The organism is Avibacterium gallinarum, assembly GCF_002921135.1.
Classification (GTDB): Bacteria; Pseudomonadota; Gammaproteobacteria; order Enterobacterales; family Pasteurellaceae; genus Avibacterium; species Avibacterium gallinarum.
On sequence record NZ_PQVJ01000011.1, the window covers coordinates 367,977 to 386,831 of the forward strand.

Genomic DNA, 18,855 nt, shown 5'->3' on the forward strand with positions numbered 1-18,855 from the left:
AGCGCCATTCTATGCTGATTTAAACGTTTTAGTAAAACATTTGTTAAGAAATTATGACGGTGATCACAAAAATTTTTAACATTTTGCTAAAAATACTTCCTTATAGTTATCCCCGCGTTAATCTGATAAGCCATTTCTCATTAAGGGCAAAATCCGCTATAATTAGCCAATTTTGCAAAAAACTTATTATTTTTTCACCGCACTTTGTTTTTGCTGTGAAAATTTGCCCTAACGAATATAGAGGTTTTTATGACAACTCCCGTAGTTGCCCTTGTGGGTCGCCCAAATGTGGGAAAATCCACCTTATTTAATCGCCTAACGCGCACCCGTGATGCCCTTGTAGCCGATTTCCCCGGCTTAACTCGCGATCGCAAATATGGCCAAGCCAATATCGCTGGCTATGATTTTATCGTAATTGACACTGGCGGTATTGATGGCACAGAAGAAGGCGTAGAAGAAAAAATGGCAGAGCAATCCTTGCTTGCCATTGAAGAAGCTGACATCGTGTTATTTCTGGTGGACGCACGCGCAGGGCTGACTTCCGCCGACATTGGCATCGCCCAATATTTACGCCAACGCCAAAATAAAACCACCGTGCTGGTTGCCAATAAAACAGACGGTATTGATGCAGATTCCCATTGTGCGGAATTTTATCAGCTTGGTTTAGGCGAAGTGGTACAAATCGCCGCCTCACAGGGCCGTGGTGTGAACGCCTTAATGGAACAAGTGCTTGCGCCACTTGCTGAACAAAATGCTGAAAAAGAGGCCGAGCAAAACCAAAGTGCGGTACAAAATAACGAAGAAAATCAAGAAGATGAATGGGATCACGAATTTGATTTTAATAACGAAGAAGATGGCCAGCTATTAGATGAAGCCCTTGCGGAAGAAGAAAGCGAGCAAGAGCAAAACATCAAAATCGCCATTGTAGGCCGTCCTAACGTAGGGAAATCCACCCTCACTAACCGCATTTTAGGCGAAGATCGCGTGGTGGTTTACGATCTCCCCGGCACAACGCGCGATAGTATTTCCATTCCAATGGAACGTGATGGTCAGCAATACACCATTATCGACACGGCGGGCGTGCGTAAACGCGGTAAGGTGCATTTGACGGTGGAAAAATTCTCTGTGATCAAAACCTTACAAGCCATTCAAGAAGCCAATGTGGTGCTACTCACCATTGATGCGCGTGAAGGCATTTCCGATCAAGATCTTTCCTTGCTCGGCTTTATCCTAAATGCAGGGCGTTCTTTAGTAATCGTGGTGAACAAGTGGGACGGCTTAGATCAAGAAGTAAAAGATCGCGTGAAATCAGAATTAGATCGCCGTTTAGACTTCATTGATTTTGCTCGCGTCCATTTTATTTCTGCCTTGCACGGCAGTGGCGTGGGCAATCTGTTTGATTCTATTAAAGAAGCCTATGCTTGCGCTACGCAAAAAATGACGACTTCAATGCTCACACGCATTCTGCAAATGGCAACGGACGAACATCAACCGCCAATGGTTAGCGGTCGCCGTATTAAATTGAAATACGCTCACCCTGGTGGCTATAATCCGCCAATTATTGTGGTACACGGCAACCAAATTAACCGCTTGCCAGATAGCTATAAACGTTATTTATCAAACTATTATCGCCGCAGCCTGAAAATTATTGGCTCGCCAATTCGTTTGATGTTCCAAGAAGGCAGCAATCCATTCTCGGGCAAACGCAATAAACTCACGCCAAATCAGCTGCGTAAGCGTAAACGTTTGATGAAATTTATTAAGAAATCTAAAAAATAAAAATAAAGGCGATTTAATATCGCCTTTTTTATTACCCACACAAAAACTTTCTATTTTTCCACCGCACTTCATTATTGCACGGCTTGTAGCGGTAAATGCCGATAGCGTAGATGAATCGCCAAAAACAGCATAATGCTAACCAAGGCAAAAATACCGCCCACCATTCCAATATAAGACAACCCCAAATGTTGCATTACTTGATTGCCGAGCAATGCGCCGCCGCCAATGCCGATATTATAAATGCCTGAGAAAATCGCCATTGCTACATCCGTGGCATCTGGTGCGAGTTGTAAAATGCGAATTTGCAAGCTCAAACCAATGCCTGCAATGCCAATGCCCCACAATAGCACCAACGGATAAGTAAAGGCGGAATGGCCTTTTAATAGCACTAAAGCAAAGAGCGAAAGAGCTAGACTGCTCATTGCAATCAGTAGAAATTTTGCTGGCCCAAAGCGGTGAAAACGGCTAAATAGCATACTGGCGATCATTCCTGCGCAGCCAAATAGCAATAAAATCAAGGTGGTTTCCGTTGGTGCGATGCTCACTTCTTGAATCATAAAAGGTTCAACATAACTGTATGCGGTGAAATGGGCAGAAATAACAGTGGCGGTGAGAACAAATAACCCCACCAACAACGGACGTTTGAATAATAGCGGAACACTTTTTAATGTGCCGGCGTTTTTGCTCACTAAGTGCGGTAATAATTTATACAGAAAAATCAGTACGATAAACGCCACCACACCAATCACGCCAAAGGTGGTGCGCCAGCCAAGCCATTGCCCGATAATACGCCCTAACGGCAAGCCTAACACCATTGCCAAGGCGCTGCCCATTGCTAACAAGCCGAGCGCTTGTGCTTTTTTATCTTTTGGCGCGAGGCGAACGGTGAGCGAAGCAGTGATCGCCCAAAATACAGAATGAGAAATGGCAATGCCAATACGAGAAATCAGAAGAACTTGGAAATTCCACGCCACGCAAGACAAAATATGACTCACAATAAAGAGAATAAAAAGCTTAATCAGCAAACTACGCCGCTCTAGCTTGGCGGTGAGCAGCATAAAGGGCAAGGAAAGCAAAGAAACAATCCACGCATAAATGGTGATCATCAGCCCTGTTTGGCTGACTGGCATTTGGAAACTTTCGGCAATATCGGAAAGCAACGCCACAGGGATAAATTCAGTCGTGTTGAAAATAAAGGCGGAAAACGCCATACAAATAACACGCCATAATTTTACACGGCGAACAATTTTGGGAGATAACATTTTAAATTAGGGTTAGCAAAAAAGTGGGCTATTCTAGCACAGAAGTTTAGATTTTGCTCAACGAGAAAGGCGTTGTTTGAATAAATCTTTGAGCTGTTTTTTTAAGCCTTGGGTGGACTCAATTTTATATTGCGGCGAATGGCAATCACCGAAGAAATGCAACGGCAAGCGGAAGTTTTGATATTTTTTCTCACGCAAATTGAGATTAACGAGAAAATCACATTGTTGGCTCACTTGATCCACTGTGCCTTCGCCTACGAGCTGAAAGTAAGGATCGCGTAATTGCAAATTCTGCCATTGCATTTTTTGCTGATCCCAAATTAGCTGGGCGGTAAGGCTTTCAAAGGGTGAATCCATATTTTGCAAACGCGCTGAATCATAATTAATCGGCAAACGTTGTGCCACAATGGCTAACAAATTCACATTTTTCACCTTACCATTGGCGATTTGTAGGCTTGCCTGCCCTTGCTCAATTTGTTGATCAACAAATGCCACTTCCCCTTTTAATTGCGCCTGTCCCGTTGCTAGCACAGGCAACTTAAACAAGGCAAGCCATTGTTCTATGGCGATATTTTGCGCGGAAAACTGCATACGCTCGGGTTGTTGATAAAATTGGAAATCCACATTTCCTTGCGGTGCCAAGGCAAGTTTGCCATCAATAAAGTGCGGTTGAAATTCAAGCAAAATTTTGCCTTGCGAAAAGGGAACTTGGTTAATGCTCAAATCCGTGAAATCAAGCTGATAGCGGTTCGTTTCGCCTTGCATTTCACTGCGTAAATACCCTTGTTTTAACTGCAGCGCCATTGTTTTCACATCACCATAAAGGGGGCGTTCAAACTGCCATTGCCCTGTAAGTTGTTCAAACACTAAGCCATTATGAGAAAGTTGCACATTGCCTTGCAACTGGATCTGGCTTGCTACGCGTGTTGCCTGCGCGCTGAACGCCATTTGCACTGGTTTCTGTAAATTCAATGGGGCATTTTGTGGTAAGGCATTGAGTAAATGGGCAATGTCCTGCCAAGAAAGTGCGGTGGGTTTTAGGCTAAAATTTAGCCTTTGCCATTGGGCGTTAGCAATATTGCCGTTGTGTAGTTGAATTTCATTCAGCTTAAGTTCACCGCTAAGCAACGCGGTAGAATTGAGTTCAAGCACGATTTTTTCAAAGAAAAACCACCGCGCTTTTTGTTGAAACTTAACATTATGTAAGGATAATTGAGTGGGGAAAAGCTGGCTTTCCACTTGTGCCACTTGGATATGCTGCTGCGCAAGGCGCTCAGAAAGCTGCGCCGTTAAACGGGATTTCTGCCAAAAAAGAAAGCACAGCCCCACGCACAACAGTGCGATTAGCCATATTGCTTTCTTTTTCATTGTTTATTTATCCTTATCAATACGGCTGGCCACCGCATTTTGCTGATCTTTATATTTAGCATCTTGACGGCGATTATAAGGACGCGCTGCCTCACCACTTAGCACTTCAAAACTCAACGCACCAATCACCATTTTCGGACGCAATGCCAAAGGCAGCTTACCTGAATTGTAAAATTCCAGCACAATACGCCCATTCCAACCCGGATCGATACGGTGTGCCGTAACGTGTACCATTAATCCTAAGCGAGCAAGGGAAGAACGTCCATCTAGCCAACCGATAATATTGGCAGGCAAGGATACCGCTTCAAAGGTGGTGGCAAGCGCTAGTTCACCAGGGTGGAGAAAAAAGGCTTCGCCATCATCAATGAGAATTTCATCGCTCATCACCGCTTCAAGTTGAGCGGAAACTTCTTCTTTTTTGCCGCTTAAATCAATGTAAGGCGCGGTATGCTCACGAAACACGCGGAAAGAATTGCCCAAGCGCACATCAACGGTCGCACCATTGATTTTGTCGTTATCTGGGCGCGGCGTTAAGCTGATAATGCCTTCATCTAAATAACGTTCAATGTCGGTATCACACAATCTCATTTTTCCCCCTATTTGCTTTTCAGCAGGTGTCTAATTTGTGCTTTTAACATATTGATTGCAATACGGTTTTTCCCACCGCGTGGAACAACAATATCGGCATATTGTTTAGACGGCTCAATAAATTGTAAGAACATTGGACGCACGGTGGCACGGTATTGATCCACTACCGATTGCAAAGAACGCCCACGCTCTTCCATATCACGTTTTAAACGGCGGATAAAACAAATATCTAACGGCGTATCCACAAATACAGAAATACTCGCTTCTTGGCGAATGCGTTCGTCCGTGAGCAACAAAATGCCTTCTAAAATAATCACTTTTTTCGGTTTAAAATGGGTGGTTTCACCCGTACGTGTATGTTCCACATAACTATAAACGGGAATATCCACCGCCTGCCCTGCTTTTAAGGCGCGCAAATGTTGTAACAACAAATCGCGATCCATTGAATTTGGGTGGTCATAATTGGTTTTAATGCGCTCTTCAAAAGCAAGGTGGGTTTGATCTTTGTAGTAGCTATCTTCGGAAATAATGCCAATGTCTTCGCAACTTAGCTCATCACGAAGTTCTTTATGAATGGTGGAGGCAATAAGGCTTTTTCCTGAGGCGGAAGCCCCTGCGATAGCGATAATAATGCAATCTTGATCTGACATAATATGGCTCAACTAGACGAGTTACAGTGATTGTAGGATTATAAAGAAAAATTTTGTTTTTTATAGGGGCTGTTGATAATTCATTTGACATTTGAGTTATCAACAGCCTCTAATAATTCCCCCCTTTTAATGAAATAAAACGAAAGAAATCTTCCATTTTGTGAAGTGGTTCACAGCATTTTTTACTCCATTCGGATAGGATTAGGCTCATTTAATTGAGATTAATCAATGATCTAGGCGATTTTCCGCCAAACCATAAGGAGTACCACAATGAAATGTAAAGCAATTTCTCTCGCAATTTCCACCGCACTTGCCACTTCTGCCTTAATCTTCAGTGTGCAAGCACAAGCCAAAGGACGCTTGGTGGTATATTGCAGCGCCACAAATGAAATGTGTGAAGCTGAAACCCAAGCTTTCGGCAAAAAATATGATGTAAAAACGTCTTTTATCCGTAATGGTTCAGGCAGTACCTTTGCGAAAATTGAAGCAGAAAAGAAAAATCCGCAAGCTGACGTATGGTATGGCGGCACGCTCGATCCACAATCTCAAGCTGGCGAACTTGGCTTGTTAGAAGCCTACCGCTCGCCAAATGTCGATCAAATTATGCCAAGATTCCAAGATCCTGCCAAAGTTAAAGGCAACTACACATCTGCCATTTATATGGGGATTCTAGGTTTTGGGGTAAATACGGAACGCTTGAAAAAATTAGGCATCACAGAGGTGCCAAAATGCTGGAAAGACTTAACCGATCCACGCTTAAAAGGCGAAATTCAAGTGGCTGATCCACAAAGTTCAGGCACCGCGTACACCGCCATTGCTACCTTTGTGCAATTATGGGGCGAAGATCAAACCTTTGATTTCTTCAAACAACTTCACCCGAACATTTCTCAATATACTAAATCGGGCATCACCCCTTCACGCAACACAGCCAGAGGTGAAACCACAGTAGGAATTGGCTTCCTACACGATTACGCCCTTGAAAAACAACAGGGCGCGCCAATTGAATTAGTCGTGCCTTGCGAAGGAACAGGCTATGAACTCGGTGGTGTGAGCATCTTAAAAGGCGCACGCAACTTAGACAACGCCAAATTATTCGTGGATTGGGCATTATCAAAAGAAGGCCAAGAATTAGCGTGGAAAAAAGGCCGCGCTTTCCAAACACTAACCAACACCACAGCCGAACAATCACCCACTGCGTTTGATCCAACCAAACTTAATCTCATCAATTATGATTTTGAGAAATACGGTGCATCAGAAGAACGCAAACGCTTGATTAACAAATGGGTTAATGAAGTGAAATTGGCGCAGTAAATAGTTTTGTCATAGTGAGGTGGGTAATGAAAAAAGTAACGTCCAATCTAATTTTATCTAGTCTATTATTAGCAGGATTAAGTCTTTCTAATATGGCTTTCGCTGAAGGGCGATTGGTGGTTTATTGTAGCGCGCAGAATATTGTATGCGAAAAGGCAGTGCAAGGATTTGCGAAAAAATACAATGTAAAAACTTCCTTTATTCGTAATAGTTCTGGCAGTACCCTTGCCAAAATGGAAGCTGAGAAAAATAATCCTCAAGCAGATGTTTGGGTTGGCGGCCCTTTTGATACCCACCTCCAAGCAGGCGAGTTAGGCTTAATTGCGTCTTATGATTTCCCGAAACGCAATGAAGTGATGACACAATTCCAAAAACTTGGCAATGGAAAAAGTTCTATTATTTATATGGGCGTTTTAGGTTTTGGCGTTAATACAGAACGTTTGAAAAAACTGGGTATTACAGAAACACCAAAATGCTGGAAAGATCTATTAGATCCTCGCTTAAAAAATGAAGTGCAAATTGCGGATCCACAAAGTTCTGGCACGGCTTACACCGCCATTGCCACTTTCACGCAACTTTGGGGAGAAGATAAAGCCTTTGATTACCTAAAACAAATCCATCAAAATATTTCACAATATCCAAAAGCAGGAACAGCCCCATCACGCAACACAGCAAGGGGCGAAACTGCGATTGGTATCGGTTTTTTACAAAATTATTCTTTTGAAAAACAACAAGGTGCGCCCATTGAACTTGTCGTACCTTGCGAAGGCACAGGTTATGAGCTTGGTGGCGTAAGCGTTATTAAAAATGAGCGTAACTTAAAAAATGCACAATTATTTGCTGATTGGGTAATGTCAAAAGAGGCGCAAGAATTGTCGTGGAAAGAAGCGCAATCTCATCACGTTGCCACAAACATTAATGCCGAGCCTTCACCTTACGCACTCAAACCTGCTGATTTGAATTTGATCGATTATAATTTTGATAAATTTGGTTCAAACGAAACACGCCGTCATCTTATTGACAGATGGGTGAATGAAGTAAAATTGGCGAAATAATCGGTGTTTCACGGAGATGTTATGAAAAAGCTGTCACAGATGTTTAATAGTCGCCTATTTTGGATTTTGCTCGCGTTGTTGGGCTTTATCTGTTTGCCTTCTATGGCGTTGTATTATGGTTTGGCGGAATCCACGCCTGATGAAATTTATGAAGCAATGGGCTGGGCGAGCTTTAATTTAAGTTGGTTTTGGTTTGCTGCATTAGCCTTTGTGCCAATTTTGTCTGCTGTTTTCAAAGGGAAAGGGGAACGGCAGCAAGGTCTGGCAGAATTTCTGGCGGTGTTGGCGATTTTCCTATTTGTGTTTATTTCTGCCACAATAGAAAAATTCAATCTCGGCTATTCCGTTTTTGTCCTAATGTTGAGCCTGATTGCCCTTGCCACTCAAGGCTTGGCAAAAATGAAGGTGATGCAAGGGGATAAATTCATCATCGCCTCGCTCATTAGCATTGTCTTGCTGATTTTCTTTTTCATTGTGTATCCCACCTTGGCGATTTTTATCTCGATGTTTTATGACAACGGGGAATTTGTGCCAAGCCAAGTAATCAGCATTGTCGAAAAACCTTACATCATTCGGATTATCGGTAATTCCCTTAGTGTAGCAATTACGGTGGGCATTTTAGCTACATTATTTGGTTTGATTTTTGCTCTTTACACCACACGCATTGCTAAACGCACCGCGGTGATCGGAAAAATGTTCTCCATTTTGCCGATTGTAACTCCGCCTTTTGTGGTAGGGTTAGGGGTAACCTTAATGCTTGGGCGTTCAGGTTATGTTACGGAGTTTTTAGTGCAATATTTTGGCTTTAGCAGCAACTGGTTATATGGTTTTACTGGGATTATCATCGCCCACACGCTTGCGCTAACGCCAATGGCTTTTATGATTTTAGAAGGGGCGTTAAAATCCATTCATCCATCTATTGAAGAAGCGGCATATACGCTACGCTCAAACCGCTATCAAGCCTTTTTCAATATTATTTTCCCCTTGCTCAAACCAGCGCTTGCCAATGCCTTTTTAGTGGTGGCAATCCAATCTTTAGCCGATTTTAGTACCCCACTTGTGCTAGGTGGTAGCTTTGATGTGATTTCTTCGCAAATTTATTTCTACATTGCAGGCTCGCAGTTAGATTACGCTTCGGCCAGCACCTTAGGCAGTATTTTGCTGATCTTCTCTTTGGCGATTTTTGTGATCCAATATTTATGGATCGGCAATCGCTCTTATGTTACCGTTTCAGGCAAATCTTATCGCGGTGATGTGCAAGATTTGCCAAGTGCGATGAAATTTTTCATTATTTTTACCCTTGGTTTCTGGGTGCTGTTTAATGCGGTGCTATACGGCAGTATTTTCTACGGTAGCTTTACAATGAACTGGGGCGTGGATTACACTTTCACCTTTAAACATTATCTCACCTTATTCGGGCAAGGCTTTAGTGACGGCGCTTGGCCATCGCTGATTCATACGGTGATTTTTGCCGCTACTGCAGCCCCGATTACAGCGATTTTTGGCTTATTGATTGCCTACATCACCGTGCGCCGTGATTTTAAAGGCAAGAAAACCCTTGAATTTTTAACCTTGCTTTGCTTTGCCGTACCGGGAACGGTGGCAGGGGTTTCCTATATTCTCGCCTTTAACAATGCGCCAATTTATATCACGGGGACAAGCATCATCATCGTGCTTTCAATGGTAATGCGTAATATGCCTGTGGGTATGCGTGCTGCGGTGGCGGGTTTAGGGCAGCTTGATAAATCCCTTGATGAAGCCTCGCTTTCACTCAAAGGCAGCTCGTTAAAAACCATTTGGTATATTGTCTTCCCACTGCTTAAGCCCGCGTTGCTCTCCGCGTTGGTAACCAGTTTTGTGCGCGCAATGACCACAGTCAGCGCCATTGTCTTCTTAGTTACTGCAGATACAAGGGTTGCCACTTCTTATATTCTAAACCGCGTAGAAGACGGCGAATACGGCGTTGCCATTGCTTATGGCTCAATTTTAATCGTGGTAATGATGGCAATTATTTTGCTATTTGACTGGTTGGTGGGCGACACGCGAATTGCTCGTTCTAAAGCGAAAAAAATGAATTAATAGGTTGTAAAAATGAAGAATAATGATTTTTTAGTGTTAAAAAATGTGACCAAATCCTTTGGTAAAGCGGTGGTGATCGATGATCTGAATCTTTCCATTAAACAAGGCTCAATGGTTACCCTGCTCGGGCCTTCTGGTTGCGGAAAAACCACCGTGCTACGCCTTGTAGCAGGGCTAGAAAGCCCTACTTCTGGGCAGATTTTTATTGATGGAGAAGATGTCACTAAATCCTCCATTCAAAATCGTGATATTTGCATCGTGTTTCAGTCTTATGCGCTGTTTCCGCATATGTCGATTGGAGATAATGTGGGCTACGGTTTGCGTATGCAGGGCGTGGGATCAGCAGAGCGCAAACAGCGAGTTAAAGAAGCCTTGGAATTGGTGGATTTGGCGGGTTTTGAAGATCGCTATGTGGATCAAATCTCAGGTGGTCAGCAACAACGTGTCGCTTTGGCGCGTGCGCTGGTGCTAAAACCTAAAGTACTATTGTTTGACGAACCACTGAGCAACCTTGACGCGAATTTACGCCGTAGTATGCGTGAGAAAATCCGCGAGCTGCAACAACGCCTTGGCATCACTTCCCTTTATGTTACCCACGATCAAAGCGAAGCATTCGCCGTGTCTGATGAAGTGATCGTAATGCACAAAGGTAAAATTATGCAAAAGGCTTCTGCAAAAGAACTTTATCAGCACCCTAACTCGTTGTTTTTAGCGAATTTTATGGGGGAAAGTAGCATCTTTGACGGCAAACTTGAAAACGGCACGATAACAGTTAATCAATATGCGTTCACCTTGCCAAATGTGCAATCCTTCGGTTTGCAAGACGGAGAATGTTTAGTCGGCATTCGCCCTGAAGCGGTACGCCTTTCAGCGCAAGGCGATGCGGCTCAACGCTGTGAAATTCAAAGCGCGGTGTATATGGGCAATCACTGGGAAATTGTAGCGCAATGGGGCGGCAAACCGCTACTCATCAACTGCCAACCTGATAGTTTTGATCCTTCTATCAAACAAGCCTATGTGCATTTTGCTGACTATGGCGTGTTCTTGCTGAAAAAAGAATAGTGCATTTCGTTGCAATGGCTTACAACAGCCGATTAAAAAAGTGCGGTGGAAAATCTGTTAAAATTTAGCAAAAAACCACCGCACTTTATTTATCTTAATAATGCACTGAGTACACTTTAAATTTATTGGTTTTGACCAACACTTGGTGCGAGCCAAAATGCTGATCCAACAAATCCGCATAAGGTAAGAAAGCATTAGCAACAATGCGTAACTCACCCCCTTCATTTAAATGCCATTTGGCTTGCTGAATAAGCTCAGACACTGCGCGAAACGCAGTATCTACGCCATCGTGAAAAGGCGGATTAGAAATAATCAAGTCAAACTTGCCCTCTATTTGTGAAAATACATTACTTGCTAACACATCTGCTTCAAGTTGATTTTCTATCAAAGTACGCTCTGCTGAAGCAATAGCTAAAGCGTGAATATCCGTCATCACAAGATTCACACTTGGATTATGCTGTTTAATATAGCTTCCAATCACACCTGCACCGCAGCCCATATCTAGCACACGACCTTTGATCGGACGATCTAATGTTGAAAGCAATAATGCCGTTCCCACATCTAATTCCGCTGCGCTGAATACTCCCGGCAAGCTGAAAATCGTCAAATCACCAAGTTGCGCGTGCTGATAAGATTTCCAATATTTGGCTAAATCAAAGTGCGGTGGATTTTTCAAACAAAAATGATAAAGCCCACAACGTCTTGCACTATCAATTTTGCCAATCTCACCAAACGGAGAAAGGATTCTTTCCGCTGAACGTACGCCGCTGCGATTTTCACCAATAATCAGTACTTCTTGCTCAGGCGCGCATTGTGATAAAAGCTGCATTAATTGCAACTGATTTTCTTGTTTATTTTTCGTCCAATAATAAACGATTAAATCTGCCTTTGGCACAAAATCTACGCAAAAATCCACCGCACTTTTGTTTTCAGCATAGTCAAAATACCAAGTCCAGCAATGGACTGATTGCGCTTTGTTGCGTAATTGCTGTGGAAAATCATCATTCAACGCACCAGCAAATAATACATTTCGATTTTCAAATAAAGAAAGATGGCGTTCTAGCACTTGGCTTTCAGGTGAAATCACGGGTTTATCCTATTCTTAAAAAATATCAATAAAGTCCTACGTTGATAAAAGCAGGAATGAAACTGCTGAATTCTATAATGCGAAATCAGCCAAGACAATAATCTCTTTGTAAATAAAATTTTTCCCTGCATTTGATTTTGCTGGCAATTAAATTTGATATTTACGCTTATCGCCAATATCAAAATGTAACGGCATTCGCCATTTTTGGATCGCAAGCACGGCAAAAAGTAATCCAGAAATCACTGATAATCCATTGAGAAATAAGGAATAATTCAGCACTTTTGCAAACCACAATAAAGCAAGAAAAACAGGTTGCCAATTTAATCCCCAAATGCGAAAACAAAAATATTCTTTAAATGCCAAACCGCCAAGTGTCAGCAAAGCGCCGCCCATAGCCAGTTGCGGCATTCCATATAAATGGCATAACAATGCCGCCCAAGTGCCAAATTGCAGTAGAAAACGGATATTTTTCAAATAAATATGTAATGATGAAGCACAACATAACGCCGCACTGAGTAATCCTAAATAAGCCACCTCTGGATAATAAGGCAAAAGCGCTGTCATTATTGCCGCTAAGACAAAACCTAAACGATAAATGATGACAGTAAAATAATCACACCAATCCATCGGTGATTGAATATGTGGATCAGCCATCTGTTTCTCCTTGTTTACGATATTGATTTGGCGAAATGCCGTAATATTGCTTAAAGACGCGGCTAAAATAAGCCTCTGACTGATAGCCAATATCCAAAGCAATGGTAAGAATGTTTTTCTGCGTTGTTTTTAATAGCATTGATGCCTGCTGCATACGAACTTGGGAAAGAAATTTCCCGGGTGTCGTATCCATTTTCTTTTGGAAAACTCGAATAAAATTGGCACGCGACATATTCGCTATTTCTGCCAAGGTTTCCATATTCCAATTTTTCTCTGGATTCTGCAAAATTGCTCGCACCGCTACCGCTAAACGCTTGTCCTGTAGCACCGCAAGCAGCCCCATTTTGCTTTCGTGCTTTTCAATATAATGCCGTAAAATGTAGGAAAATAGCACCGATGAAAGGGCATTAATAATAGATCTGCCTGCAAATTGCGCTTTCCCTTCAGCTTCAATACGGAATAATGCAACAAGTTGCTCAATCGGCGTTTGATACATCGAAAAATGCAAAATATGCGGCAGAATTTTGAATAAAATAGACTGCTTATCGTAATAAAACGCCCCACAGAACATTTCAAAATCACTTTTTTCTACACTATTGCTCGCCACTTGAAATAGTCCATTTTGACGCTTATCAATTAAGGTTTGTGTATTTTCCGCAAATTTTCGGCTTTGAATATAGTGCAAATCCCCCTCAGGTAAAAAGAAAATATCTCCCGCTTTCAGCAAAATTTTTTCTTTATTGACAATAACTTCACACTCACCGCGCACAATAATATGAAAAACGCCCATATTTTGCCCCGCACTTGGTTGTAGCGACTGCCAATCCCCCTGAAACAAACAATGGGTGTGAATTTCCCCTTCAATTTGAGCCAGTTCAATTAAATGATCCAAAATATCCAATGCTTTCTCCTTATGCTAAACCAGCATCATAACGTATTTTGTTAGACTTTTTTAACCAAAACTTGAGATGATTTTGCAAGATAACTCTAACAAATCATCTCATAATAACACAAGTTAAACAGCTATGATTTGTTGATTAAATAGGAGTAAACAATGTTTAAAGACTGGAAACAAGAAAAGGCCCACGTTAAACAATCGTTCGGTGAACTTGGCAAAAAATACCCGAAAATGCTACAGGCATATGGCGCATTATCAAGTGCAATGGAAGCCTCCGCACTCGATGCCAAAACCCGTGAGCTCATTGCTCTTGCCGTTGCCGTAACCACACGCTGCGAAAGCTGCATTGCAGTACACGCAGATGAAGCTGTCAAAGCAGGCGCAACGGAAGAAGAAGTTGCCGCAGCATTAGCTACGGCAATTGCCCTCAACGCTGGCGCTGCCTATACTTATTCATTAAGAGCTTTAGAGGCGTTTAACGTTAATAAATAATTAATAAAAAACCTAGCGATAGTGCTAGGTTTTTTACAAAAGTAAACTAACTCGTCCCACCCACTGTAATTTCTTCAATTTTTAATGCGGGCTGCCCAACGCCAACGGGGACGCTTTGGCCTTCTTTGCCGCATACGCCGATGCCGTGGTCGATTTCTACGCTGTCGGCCACCATTGAGATATTTTGCATCACGTCAATGCCGCTGCCGATAAGGGTTGCGCCTTTGACTGGTTTGGTGATTTTGCCGTTTTCGATTAAATAGGCCTCAGAGGTTGAGAACACAAATTTGCCTGAAGTGATGTCCACTTGCCCGCCCCCAAAGTGCGGTGCAAAAATGCCACGATCTACGGAAGCAATTAAATCGTCAAATTTACTTTTTCCTGCAAGCATATAAGTATTAGTCATTCTTGGCATTGGCAAATGGGCATAACTTTCACGGCGGCCATTGCCCGTAGGTGCAACGCCCATCAAGCGCGCATTCATTTTGTCTTGCATATAGCCTTGCAAAATGCCGTCTTTAATCAATACGTTACATTGGCTTGGCACGCCTTCATCATCAATGGTGAGCGAGCCACGGCGATTTGGCAATGTGCCGTCATCAACAATGGTGCAAAGCGGTGAAGTTACCAGCTCCCCCACTTTGCCCGTAAATAAGGAACTTTCTTTACGATTGAAATCCCCTTCTAAACCGTGTCCGACCGCTTCGTGCAATAGCACGCCCGGCCAGCCCGCACCAAGCACAACAGGCATTAATCCAGCAGGTGCTGGGATCGCATTAAGATTCACCAAAGCTTGTCGCACCGCTTCTTTTGCAAACGCCACTGCGCGCATTTCGCCATTGTCTATCTCAAAGAACCAATCTAATCCAAAGCGTCCGCCACAGCCTGCGCCACCACGCTCACGCTTACCATCTTCTTCCACCAAAACAGAAATAGACAAACGTACTAAAGGGCGAATATCCGCAGCTAATGTGCCATCAGTGGCAGCAATCAACACTTCTTCATAAATTGCGCTTAAACTAGCAGAAACCTTGGTAACACGCGGATCAGCCGAACGCGCGGTACGATCCACCAAATGCAATAATTCAATTTTCTTTTCTTTACTAAGGCTTTCCAGTGGATTAATCGCCGCATAGCGTTGCACCGCAGAAACTGGCGTGAACGGCTGTGGCAAAATAAAACTTTGTTGCGTAGGCTGCGCAATGCCTTTCACTGCATTGGCACATTGCTGCAAGCTCGCCAAGTTGATTTGATCCGCATAAGCAAAACCTGTTTTCTCACCACTCACCGCACGCACGCCCACACCGCGATCAATATGAAAACCACCTTCTTTAATAATACCGTCTTCTAACACCCAACTTTCATCTTGGCTAAGCTGGAAATATAAGTCCGCATAATCAATATTGCGGTGATCCATTAGGTTAAACACATTCATTAAATCTTGCGTTGCCAACTGACTCGGCGCAAGTAGGGATTGGGTTACTTTATTTAGCATTGTTTTCTCTATAAATAATTAAGGGGCGAACAAGACTGCTCGCCCTAGTTAAAAAATCTCTAAAATTTCGACCGCACTTTGATCTGCCTTAATCTACTCTCAAACAAAGTGCGGTGTTTTTTGGTGAAGTTTTACATTACTACCACATCAAACTGTTCTTGGTGGTAATACACTTCAGTTTTTATTTGAATTTGTTTGCCGACAAACACTTCTAATTCTGCCACAAGTCCGTGGCTTTCTTCGTTGATCAAATAATCCGCTACGGCTCTTGAAGCATACACCACAAATTTTTCGCTGTCGAAAAGGTGGTGTACGCGGATAATTTCACGCATAATTTCGTAGCAAATGGTTTCTACGGTTTTCACCCGTCCACGTCCGCTACATTCAGGGCATTCATCACATAGAATATGTTCTAAACTTTCGCGGGTGCGTTTGCGCGTCATTTCCACCAAACCGAGCTGAGTAAAGCCATTCACGCTAGTTTTTACGCGATCTTTCGCGAGCGCTTCTTGTAAGGATTCCAGCACGCGGGTTTGATGCTCTTCTTTTTGCATATCAATAAAATCAATGATGATAATGCCGCCGAGATTGCGTAGCTGAAGCTGTTGCGCAATGGCTTTGGTGGCTTCAATATTGGTATTGAAAATAGTTTCTTCAAGGTTACGATGCCCCACGAATGCGCCAGTATTGATGTCAATGGTGGTCATTGCTTCCGTTTGTTCTATGATGAGGTAGCCGCCCGATTTAAGATTAACACGCTTGTCTAATGCGGTATGAATAGCATTTTCCACCCCATAGACATCAAACAGAGGTTGCTTGCCTGAATGCAACATTAACTTGTCCGTCAAACTTGGGATAAATTCTTCGGTGAATTGCTTCACTTCATCAAAGCAAAGATGGGAATCAATGCGGATTTTTTCTAAATCGACCCCAATAAAATCGCGCAAAATACGCTGCGGAAGTGCAAGTTCTCCATAAAGCATTGAACGTGTTGGATATTTTGCGCGGCGCTCCATTACCTTGCGCCATAAGCGTTTTAAAAATTCGGCATCTTGCAGCAGATCTTCTTCTCGCGCCCCTTCCGCCGCAGTACGAATAATAAAGCCGCCTAATTCATCGCAAAATGGCAATACCAGATCTTTTAAGCGCGCACGTTCTTCTTCGCTTTCAATCCGTTGAGACACGCCAACGTGGCTGTTTTCTGGCATAAACACGAGATAGCGAGAAGGCAGCGTAATGTCCGTGGTCAGCCTTGCACCTTTCGTGCCAAGAGGATCTTTCACCACTTGCACCACAATATCTTGCCCTTCACGCACAAGCTCCGCAATGTCTTTGACGATGAACTGTTTTTTCTCGTTTTCATCTACACATTCTGTATGCGAAACAATGTCAGAAGCGTGCAAAAAGGCCGCTTTTTCCAAGCCAATATCCACAAAAGCCGATTGCATTCCGGGCAGCACGCGCGTTACTCGCCCTTTATAAATATTACCAACAATGCCACGTTTGGCTTGGCGTTCGATATGCACTTCTTTCAAAATCCCCGTATCCACAAGGGCAATGCGGGTTTCACTTGGCGTTACATTAACTAATAATTCTACGGTTTCCATATTAATCTTATTTGCTTATTTTTCTGCTGGCTAGTCTAGCGAAAAGGGAAATAGAATAACAGTACCAAATCAGGTAAAATATGACCTTTCTCAAATTTTAACCATTTCTTTTGGAATGTTCAGTTTATAAATTATGATCGATTTTCGTCCTTTTTATCAACAAATTGCAACTAGCCCGCTTTCTGCTTGGCTCGAAACACTACCCGCTCAACTTAAACAGTGGGAAAAGCAAACCCACGGCGATTACGCCAAATGGGCAAAAATTGTGGATTTTCTGCCTGATTTGCACGCCAATCAGATTAATTTAAAAAGTGCGGTGCAATCTGAGGGCGATTTTGAACTCAGCGCAGGCGAGCGTCAGCGCATTATTTATCATCTCAAGCAATTAATGCCTTGGCGCAAAGGGCCTTATCATCTTTATGGCATTCATATTGATTGCGAATGGCGTTCTGATTTCAAATGGGATCGCGTGCTACCACACCTTGCCCCACTCAAAGATCGCGTAATCTTAGATGTGGGCTGCGGCAGTGGTTATCATATGTGGCGAATGGTGGGCGAAGGCGCAAAAATGGTGGTGGGCATCGATCCTACTGAATTATTTCTATGCCAGTTTGAAGCGGTGCGTAAATTACTAAATAATGACCGACGCGCCAATTTAATTCCCCTTGGCATTGAGCAAATGCAGCCTTTAGGCGTGTTTGATACCGTGTTTTCAATGGGCGTGCTGTATCATCGAAAATCGCCTTTTGAACATTTTGCGCAATTGAAAAATCAGTTAAGAGCAGGCGGTGAATTGGTGCTTGAAACCTTAGTTATTGATGGTGATGAAAACACCGTGCTTGTGCCACAAGATCGCTACGCCAAAATGAAAAACGTGTATTTTATCCCTTCGGTCAAGGCCTTGATTTTATGGCTAGAAAAAAGCGGATTCCACAATGTGCGCTGTGTAGATGTAGCAGTAACCAGCCTTGAAGAACAGCGTAAAACCGAATGGCTAGAAAATGAAAGCTTAATTGATTTTCTTGATCCAAACGATCATAGCAAAACCATTGAAGGCTATCCTGCACCAAAAAGAGCAGTGATTTTGGCGAATAAATAATTAGAAAAAATACCGCGCTTACAATAATGCAAAAATATAAATAAGAGTGAAAATGCTTCATTCTTATTTATCGCTTACTAAGGCTCTCTCTTAAAAAGCATAAAACCAAAGTGCGGTGTAATTTTACTAAGTTTTTATATGTTTTCTGTCTTATTTAATTTTATTCTTGCTTACAGCATAAATGGTAAAATTCACTGACATCATTATTCAACCAACAAAAAAACGAAAGAGAAGATAAATTAAGATAGCCAAGATTAAATTAAGCGAAAAAAGACGCCCCAAAATAAAACCCAAAATAGGAGATATAAAATAAAGCAAATAAAAAAACGCCATCAAGTTCCCTCAATGGCGTTCTTCTTTCATTTAAAA

16 protein-coding genes are annotated in these 18,855 nt (G+C 42.6%); 7 read left to right on the forward strand and 9 right to left on the reverse strand.

Translation table 11 applies throughout. The features are described 5' to 3' along the window. The first annotated feature begins 249 nt into the window (after positions 1 to 249). Positions 250 to 1,779: a ribosome biogenesis GTPase Der gene (gene der, locus C3007_RS05300; protein WP_103853445.1), complete on the forward strand. Its 1,530-nt coding sequence runs from the start codon at positions 250 to 252 to the stop codon at positions 1,777 to 1,779. A 71-nt stretch (positions 1,780 to 1,850) separates the two neighbouring features. Here der and C3007_RS05305 read toward each other — a convergent pair whose 3' ends face one another. The 4 genes from C3007_RS05305 to udk are packed head-to-tail and all read right to left on the reverse strand — an operon-like array spanning position 1,851 to position 5,647. Beyond that, complete coding sequence (locus C3007_RS05305; RefSeq protein ID WP_103853446.1) at positions 1,851 to 3,041, reverse strand: sugar transporter; 1,191 nt, start codon at positions 3,039 to 3,041, stop codon at positions 1,851 to 1,853. A 57-nt stretch (positions 3,042 to 3,098) separates the two neighbouring features. Continuing rightward, positions 3,099 to 4,409, reverse strand: a complete 1,311-nt coding sequence (locus tag C3007_RS05310) for an AsmA-like C-terminal region-containing protein (protein WP_103853447.1) — start codon at positions 4,407 to 4,409, stop codon at positions 3,099 to 3,101. 3 nt (positions 4,410 to 4,412) lie between these two features. Next, the gene (gene dcd / locus C3007_RS05315; RefSeq protein WP_103853448.1) at positions 4,413 to 4,997 is read right to left on the reverse strand and encodes a dCTP deaminase; all 585 of its coding nucleotides are present in this window, start codon (positions 4,995 to 4,997) and stop codon (positions 4,413 to 4,415) included. Between the two features lie 8 nt (positions 4,998 to 5,005). Then, positions 5,006 to 5,647, reverse strand: a complete 642-nt coding sequence (gene udk, locus C3007_RS05320; RefSeq protein ID WP_103853449.1) for a uridine kinase — start codon at positions 5,645 to 5,647, stop codon at positions 5,006 to 5,008. Positions 5,648 to 5,917: 270 nt separating this feature from the next. On the opposite strand from udk, the gene C3007_RS05325 reads away from it, so the two are divergent. The 4 genes from C3007_RS05325 to fbpC are packed head-to-tail and all read left to right on the forward strand — an operon-like array spanning position 5,918 to position 11,154. Continuing rightward, positions 5,918 to 6,958: an ABC transporter substrate-binding protein gene (locus C3007_RS05325; RefSeq protein WP_103853450.1), complete on the forward strand. Its 1,041-nt coding sequence runs from the start codon at positions 5,918 to 5,920 to the stop codon at positions 6,956 to 6,958. 26 nt (positions 6,959 to 6,984) lie between these two features. After that, positions 6,985 to 8,013 carry an ABC transporter substrate-binding protein gene (locus tag C3007_RS05330; RefSeq protein ID WP_103853451.1) on the forward strand — a complete coding sequence of 343 codons (1,029 nt, stop codon included), beginning with the start codon at positions 6,985 to 6,987 and terminating at the stop codon, positions 8,011 to 8,013. A gap of 21 nt (positions 8,014 to 8,034) precedes the next feature. Beyond that, the gene (locus tag C3007_RS05335) at positions 8,035 to 10,092 is read left to right on the forward strand and encodes an ABC transporter permease (protein WP_103853452.1); all 2,058 of its coding nucleotides are present in this window, start codon (positions 8,035 to 8,037) and stop codon (positions 10,090 to 10,092) included. A 12-nt stretch (positions 10,093 to 10,104) separates the two neighbouring features. Then, entirely contained in the window at positions 10,105 to 11,154 is a 1,050-nt protein-coding gene (fbpC, locus tag C3007_RS05340; protein WP_103853453.1) for a ferric ABC transporter ATP-binding protein, read from the forward strand. 94 nt (positions 11,155 to 11,248) lie between these two features. Here the strand turns inward: fbpC and rsmC are convergent, their stop codons facing one another. The 3 genes from rsmC to C3007_RS05355 all read right to left on the reverse strand — a co-directional run bounded on the left by rsmC (position 11,249) and on the right by C3007_RS05355 (position 13,796). Continuing rightward, positions 11,249 to 12,241, reverse strand: a complete 993-nt coding sequence (gene rsmC, locus C3007_RS05345) for a 16S rRNA (guanine(1207)-N(2))-methyltransferase RsmC (protein WP_103853454.1) — start codon at positions 12,239 to 12,241, stop codon at positions 11,249 to 11,251. A 147-nt stretch (positions 12,242 to 12,388) separates the two neighbouring features. Next, positions 12,389 to 12,895, reverse strand: a complete 507-nt coding sequence (locus C3007_RS05350) for a DUF2301 domain-containing membrane protein (RefSeq protein WP_103853455.1) — start codon at positions 12,893 to 12,895, stop codon at positions 12,389 to 12,391. Further along, positions 12,888 to 13,796, reverse strand: a complete 909-nt coding sequence (locus C3007_RS05355) for a helix-turn-helix domain-containing protein (RefSeq protein ID WP_103853456.1) — start codon at positions 13,794 to 13,796, stop codon at positions 12,888 to 12,890. Before C3007_RS05355 ends, C3007_RS05350 begins: the two co-directional genes overlap by 8 nt. A 153-nt stretch (positions 13,797 to 13,949) precedes the next feature. On the opposite strand from C3007_RS05355, the gene C3007_RS05360 reads away from it, so the two are divergent. After that, positions 13,950 to 14,285: a carboxymuconolactone decarboxylase family protein gene (locus C3007_RS05360; RefSeq protein WP_103853457.1), complete on the forward strand. Its 336-nt coding sequence runs from the start codon at positions 13,950 to 13,952 to the stop codon at positions 14,283 to 14,285. Positions 14,286 to 14,331: 46 nt separating this feature from the next. Here C3007_RS05360 and tldD read toward each other — a convergent pair whose 3' ends face one another. Continuing rightward, a complete protein-coding gene (tldD, locus tag C3007_RS05365; protein ID WP_103853458.1) occupies positions 14,332 to 15,780 on the reverse strand; it encodes a metalloprotease TldD in 1,449 nt (482 codons plus the stop codon). A 131-nt stretch (positions 15,781 to 15,911) separates the two neighbouring features. Further along, positions 15,912 to 17,387: a ribonuclease G gene (rng, locus tag C3007_RS05370; RefSeq protein WP_103853459.1), complete on the reverse strand. Its 1,476-nt coding sequence runs from the start codon at positions 17,385 to 17,387 to the stop codon at positions 15,912 to 15,914. 133 nt (positions 17,388 to 17,520) lie between these two features. On the opposite strand from rng, the gene cmoB reads away from it, so the two are divergent. Then, positions 17,521 to 18,486 carry a tRNA 5-methoxyuridine(34)/uridine 5-oxyacetic acid(34) synthase CmoB gene (cmoB, locus tag C3007_RS05375; protein ID WP_103853460.1) on the forward strand — a complete coding sequence of 322 codons (966 nt, stop codon included), beginning with the start codon at positions 17,521 to 17,523 and terminating at the stop codon, positions 18,484 to 18,486. Positions 18,487 to 18,855 lie beyond the last annotated feature (369 nt).

What these genes read in the sequence shown, in the direction of transcription:
- C3007_RS05350 (WP_103853455.1), bottom strand. Translation starts at nt 12,895, where the DNA reads ATGGCTGATCCACATATTCAATCACCGATGGATTGGTGTGATTATTTT.
- der (WP_103853445.1), top strand. Translation starts at nt 250, where the DNA reads ATGACAACTCCCGTAGTTGCCCTTGTGGGTCGCCCAAATGTGGGAAAA.
- C3007_RS05360 (WP_103853457.1), top strand. Translation starts at nt 13,950, where the DNA reads ATGTTTAAAGACTGGAAACAAGAAAAGGCCCACGTTAAACAATCGTTC.
- udk (WP_103853449.1), bottom strand. Translation starts at nt 5,647, where the DNA reads ATGTCAGATCAAGATTGCATTATTATCGCTATCGCAGGGGCTTCCGCC.
- C3007_RS05335 (WP_103853452.1), top strand. Translation starts at nt 8,035, where the DNA reads ATGAAAAAGCTGTCACAGATGTTTAATAGTCGCCTATTTTGGATTTTG.
- rng (WP_103853459.1), bottom strand. Translation starts at nt 17,387, where the DNA reads ATGGAAACCGTAGAATTATTAGTTAATGTAACGCCAAGTGAAACCCGC.
- fbpC (WP_103853453.1), top strand. Translation starts at nt 10,105, where the DNA reads ATGAAGAATAATGATTTTTTAGTGTTAAAAAATGTGACCAAATCCTTT.
- C3007_RS05330 (WP_103853451.1), top strand. Translation starts at nt 6,985, where the DNA reads ATGAAAAAAGTAACGTCCAATCTAATTTTATCTAGTCTATTATTAGCA.
- dcd (WP_103853448.1), bottom strand. Translation starts at nt 4,997, where the DNA reads ATGAGATTGTGTGATACCGACATTGAACGTTATTTAGATGAAGGCATT.
- C3007_RS05305 (WP_103853446.1), bottom strand. Translation starts at nt 3,041, where the DNA reads ATGTTATCTCCCAAAATTGTTCGCCGTGTAAAATTATGGCGTGTTATT.
- C3007_RS05325 (WP_103853450.1), top strand. Translation starts at nt 5,918, where the DNA reads ATGAAATGTAAAGCAATTTCTCTCGCAATTTCCACCGCACTTGCCACT.
- cmoB (WP_103853460.1), top strand. Translation starts at nt 17,521, where the DNA reads ATGATCGATTTTCGTCCTTTTTATCAACAAATTGCAACTAGCCCGCTT.
- C3007_RS05310 (WP_103853447.1), bottom strand. Translation starts at nt 4,409, where the DNA reads ATGAAAAAGAAAGCAATATGGCTAATCGCACTGTTGTGCGTGGGGCTG.
- tldD (WP_103853458.1), bottom strand. Translation starts at nt 15,780, where the DNA reads ATGCTAAATAAAGTAACCCAATCCCTACTTGCGCCGAGTCAGTTGGCA.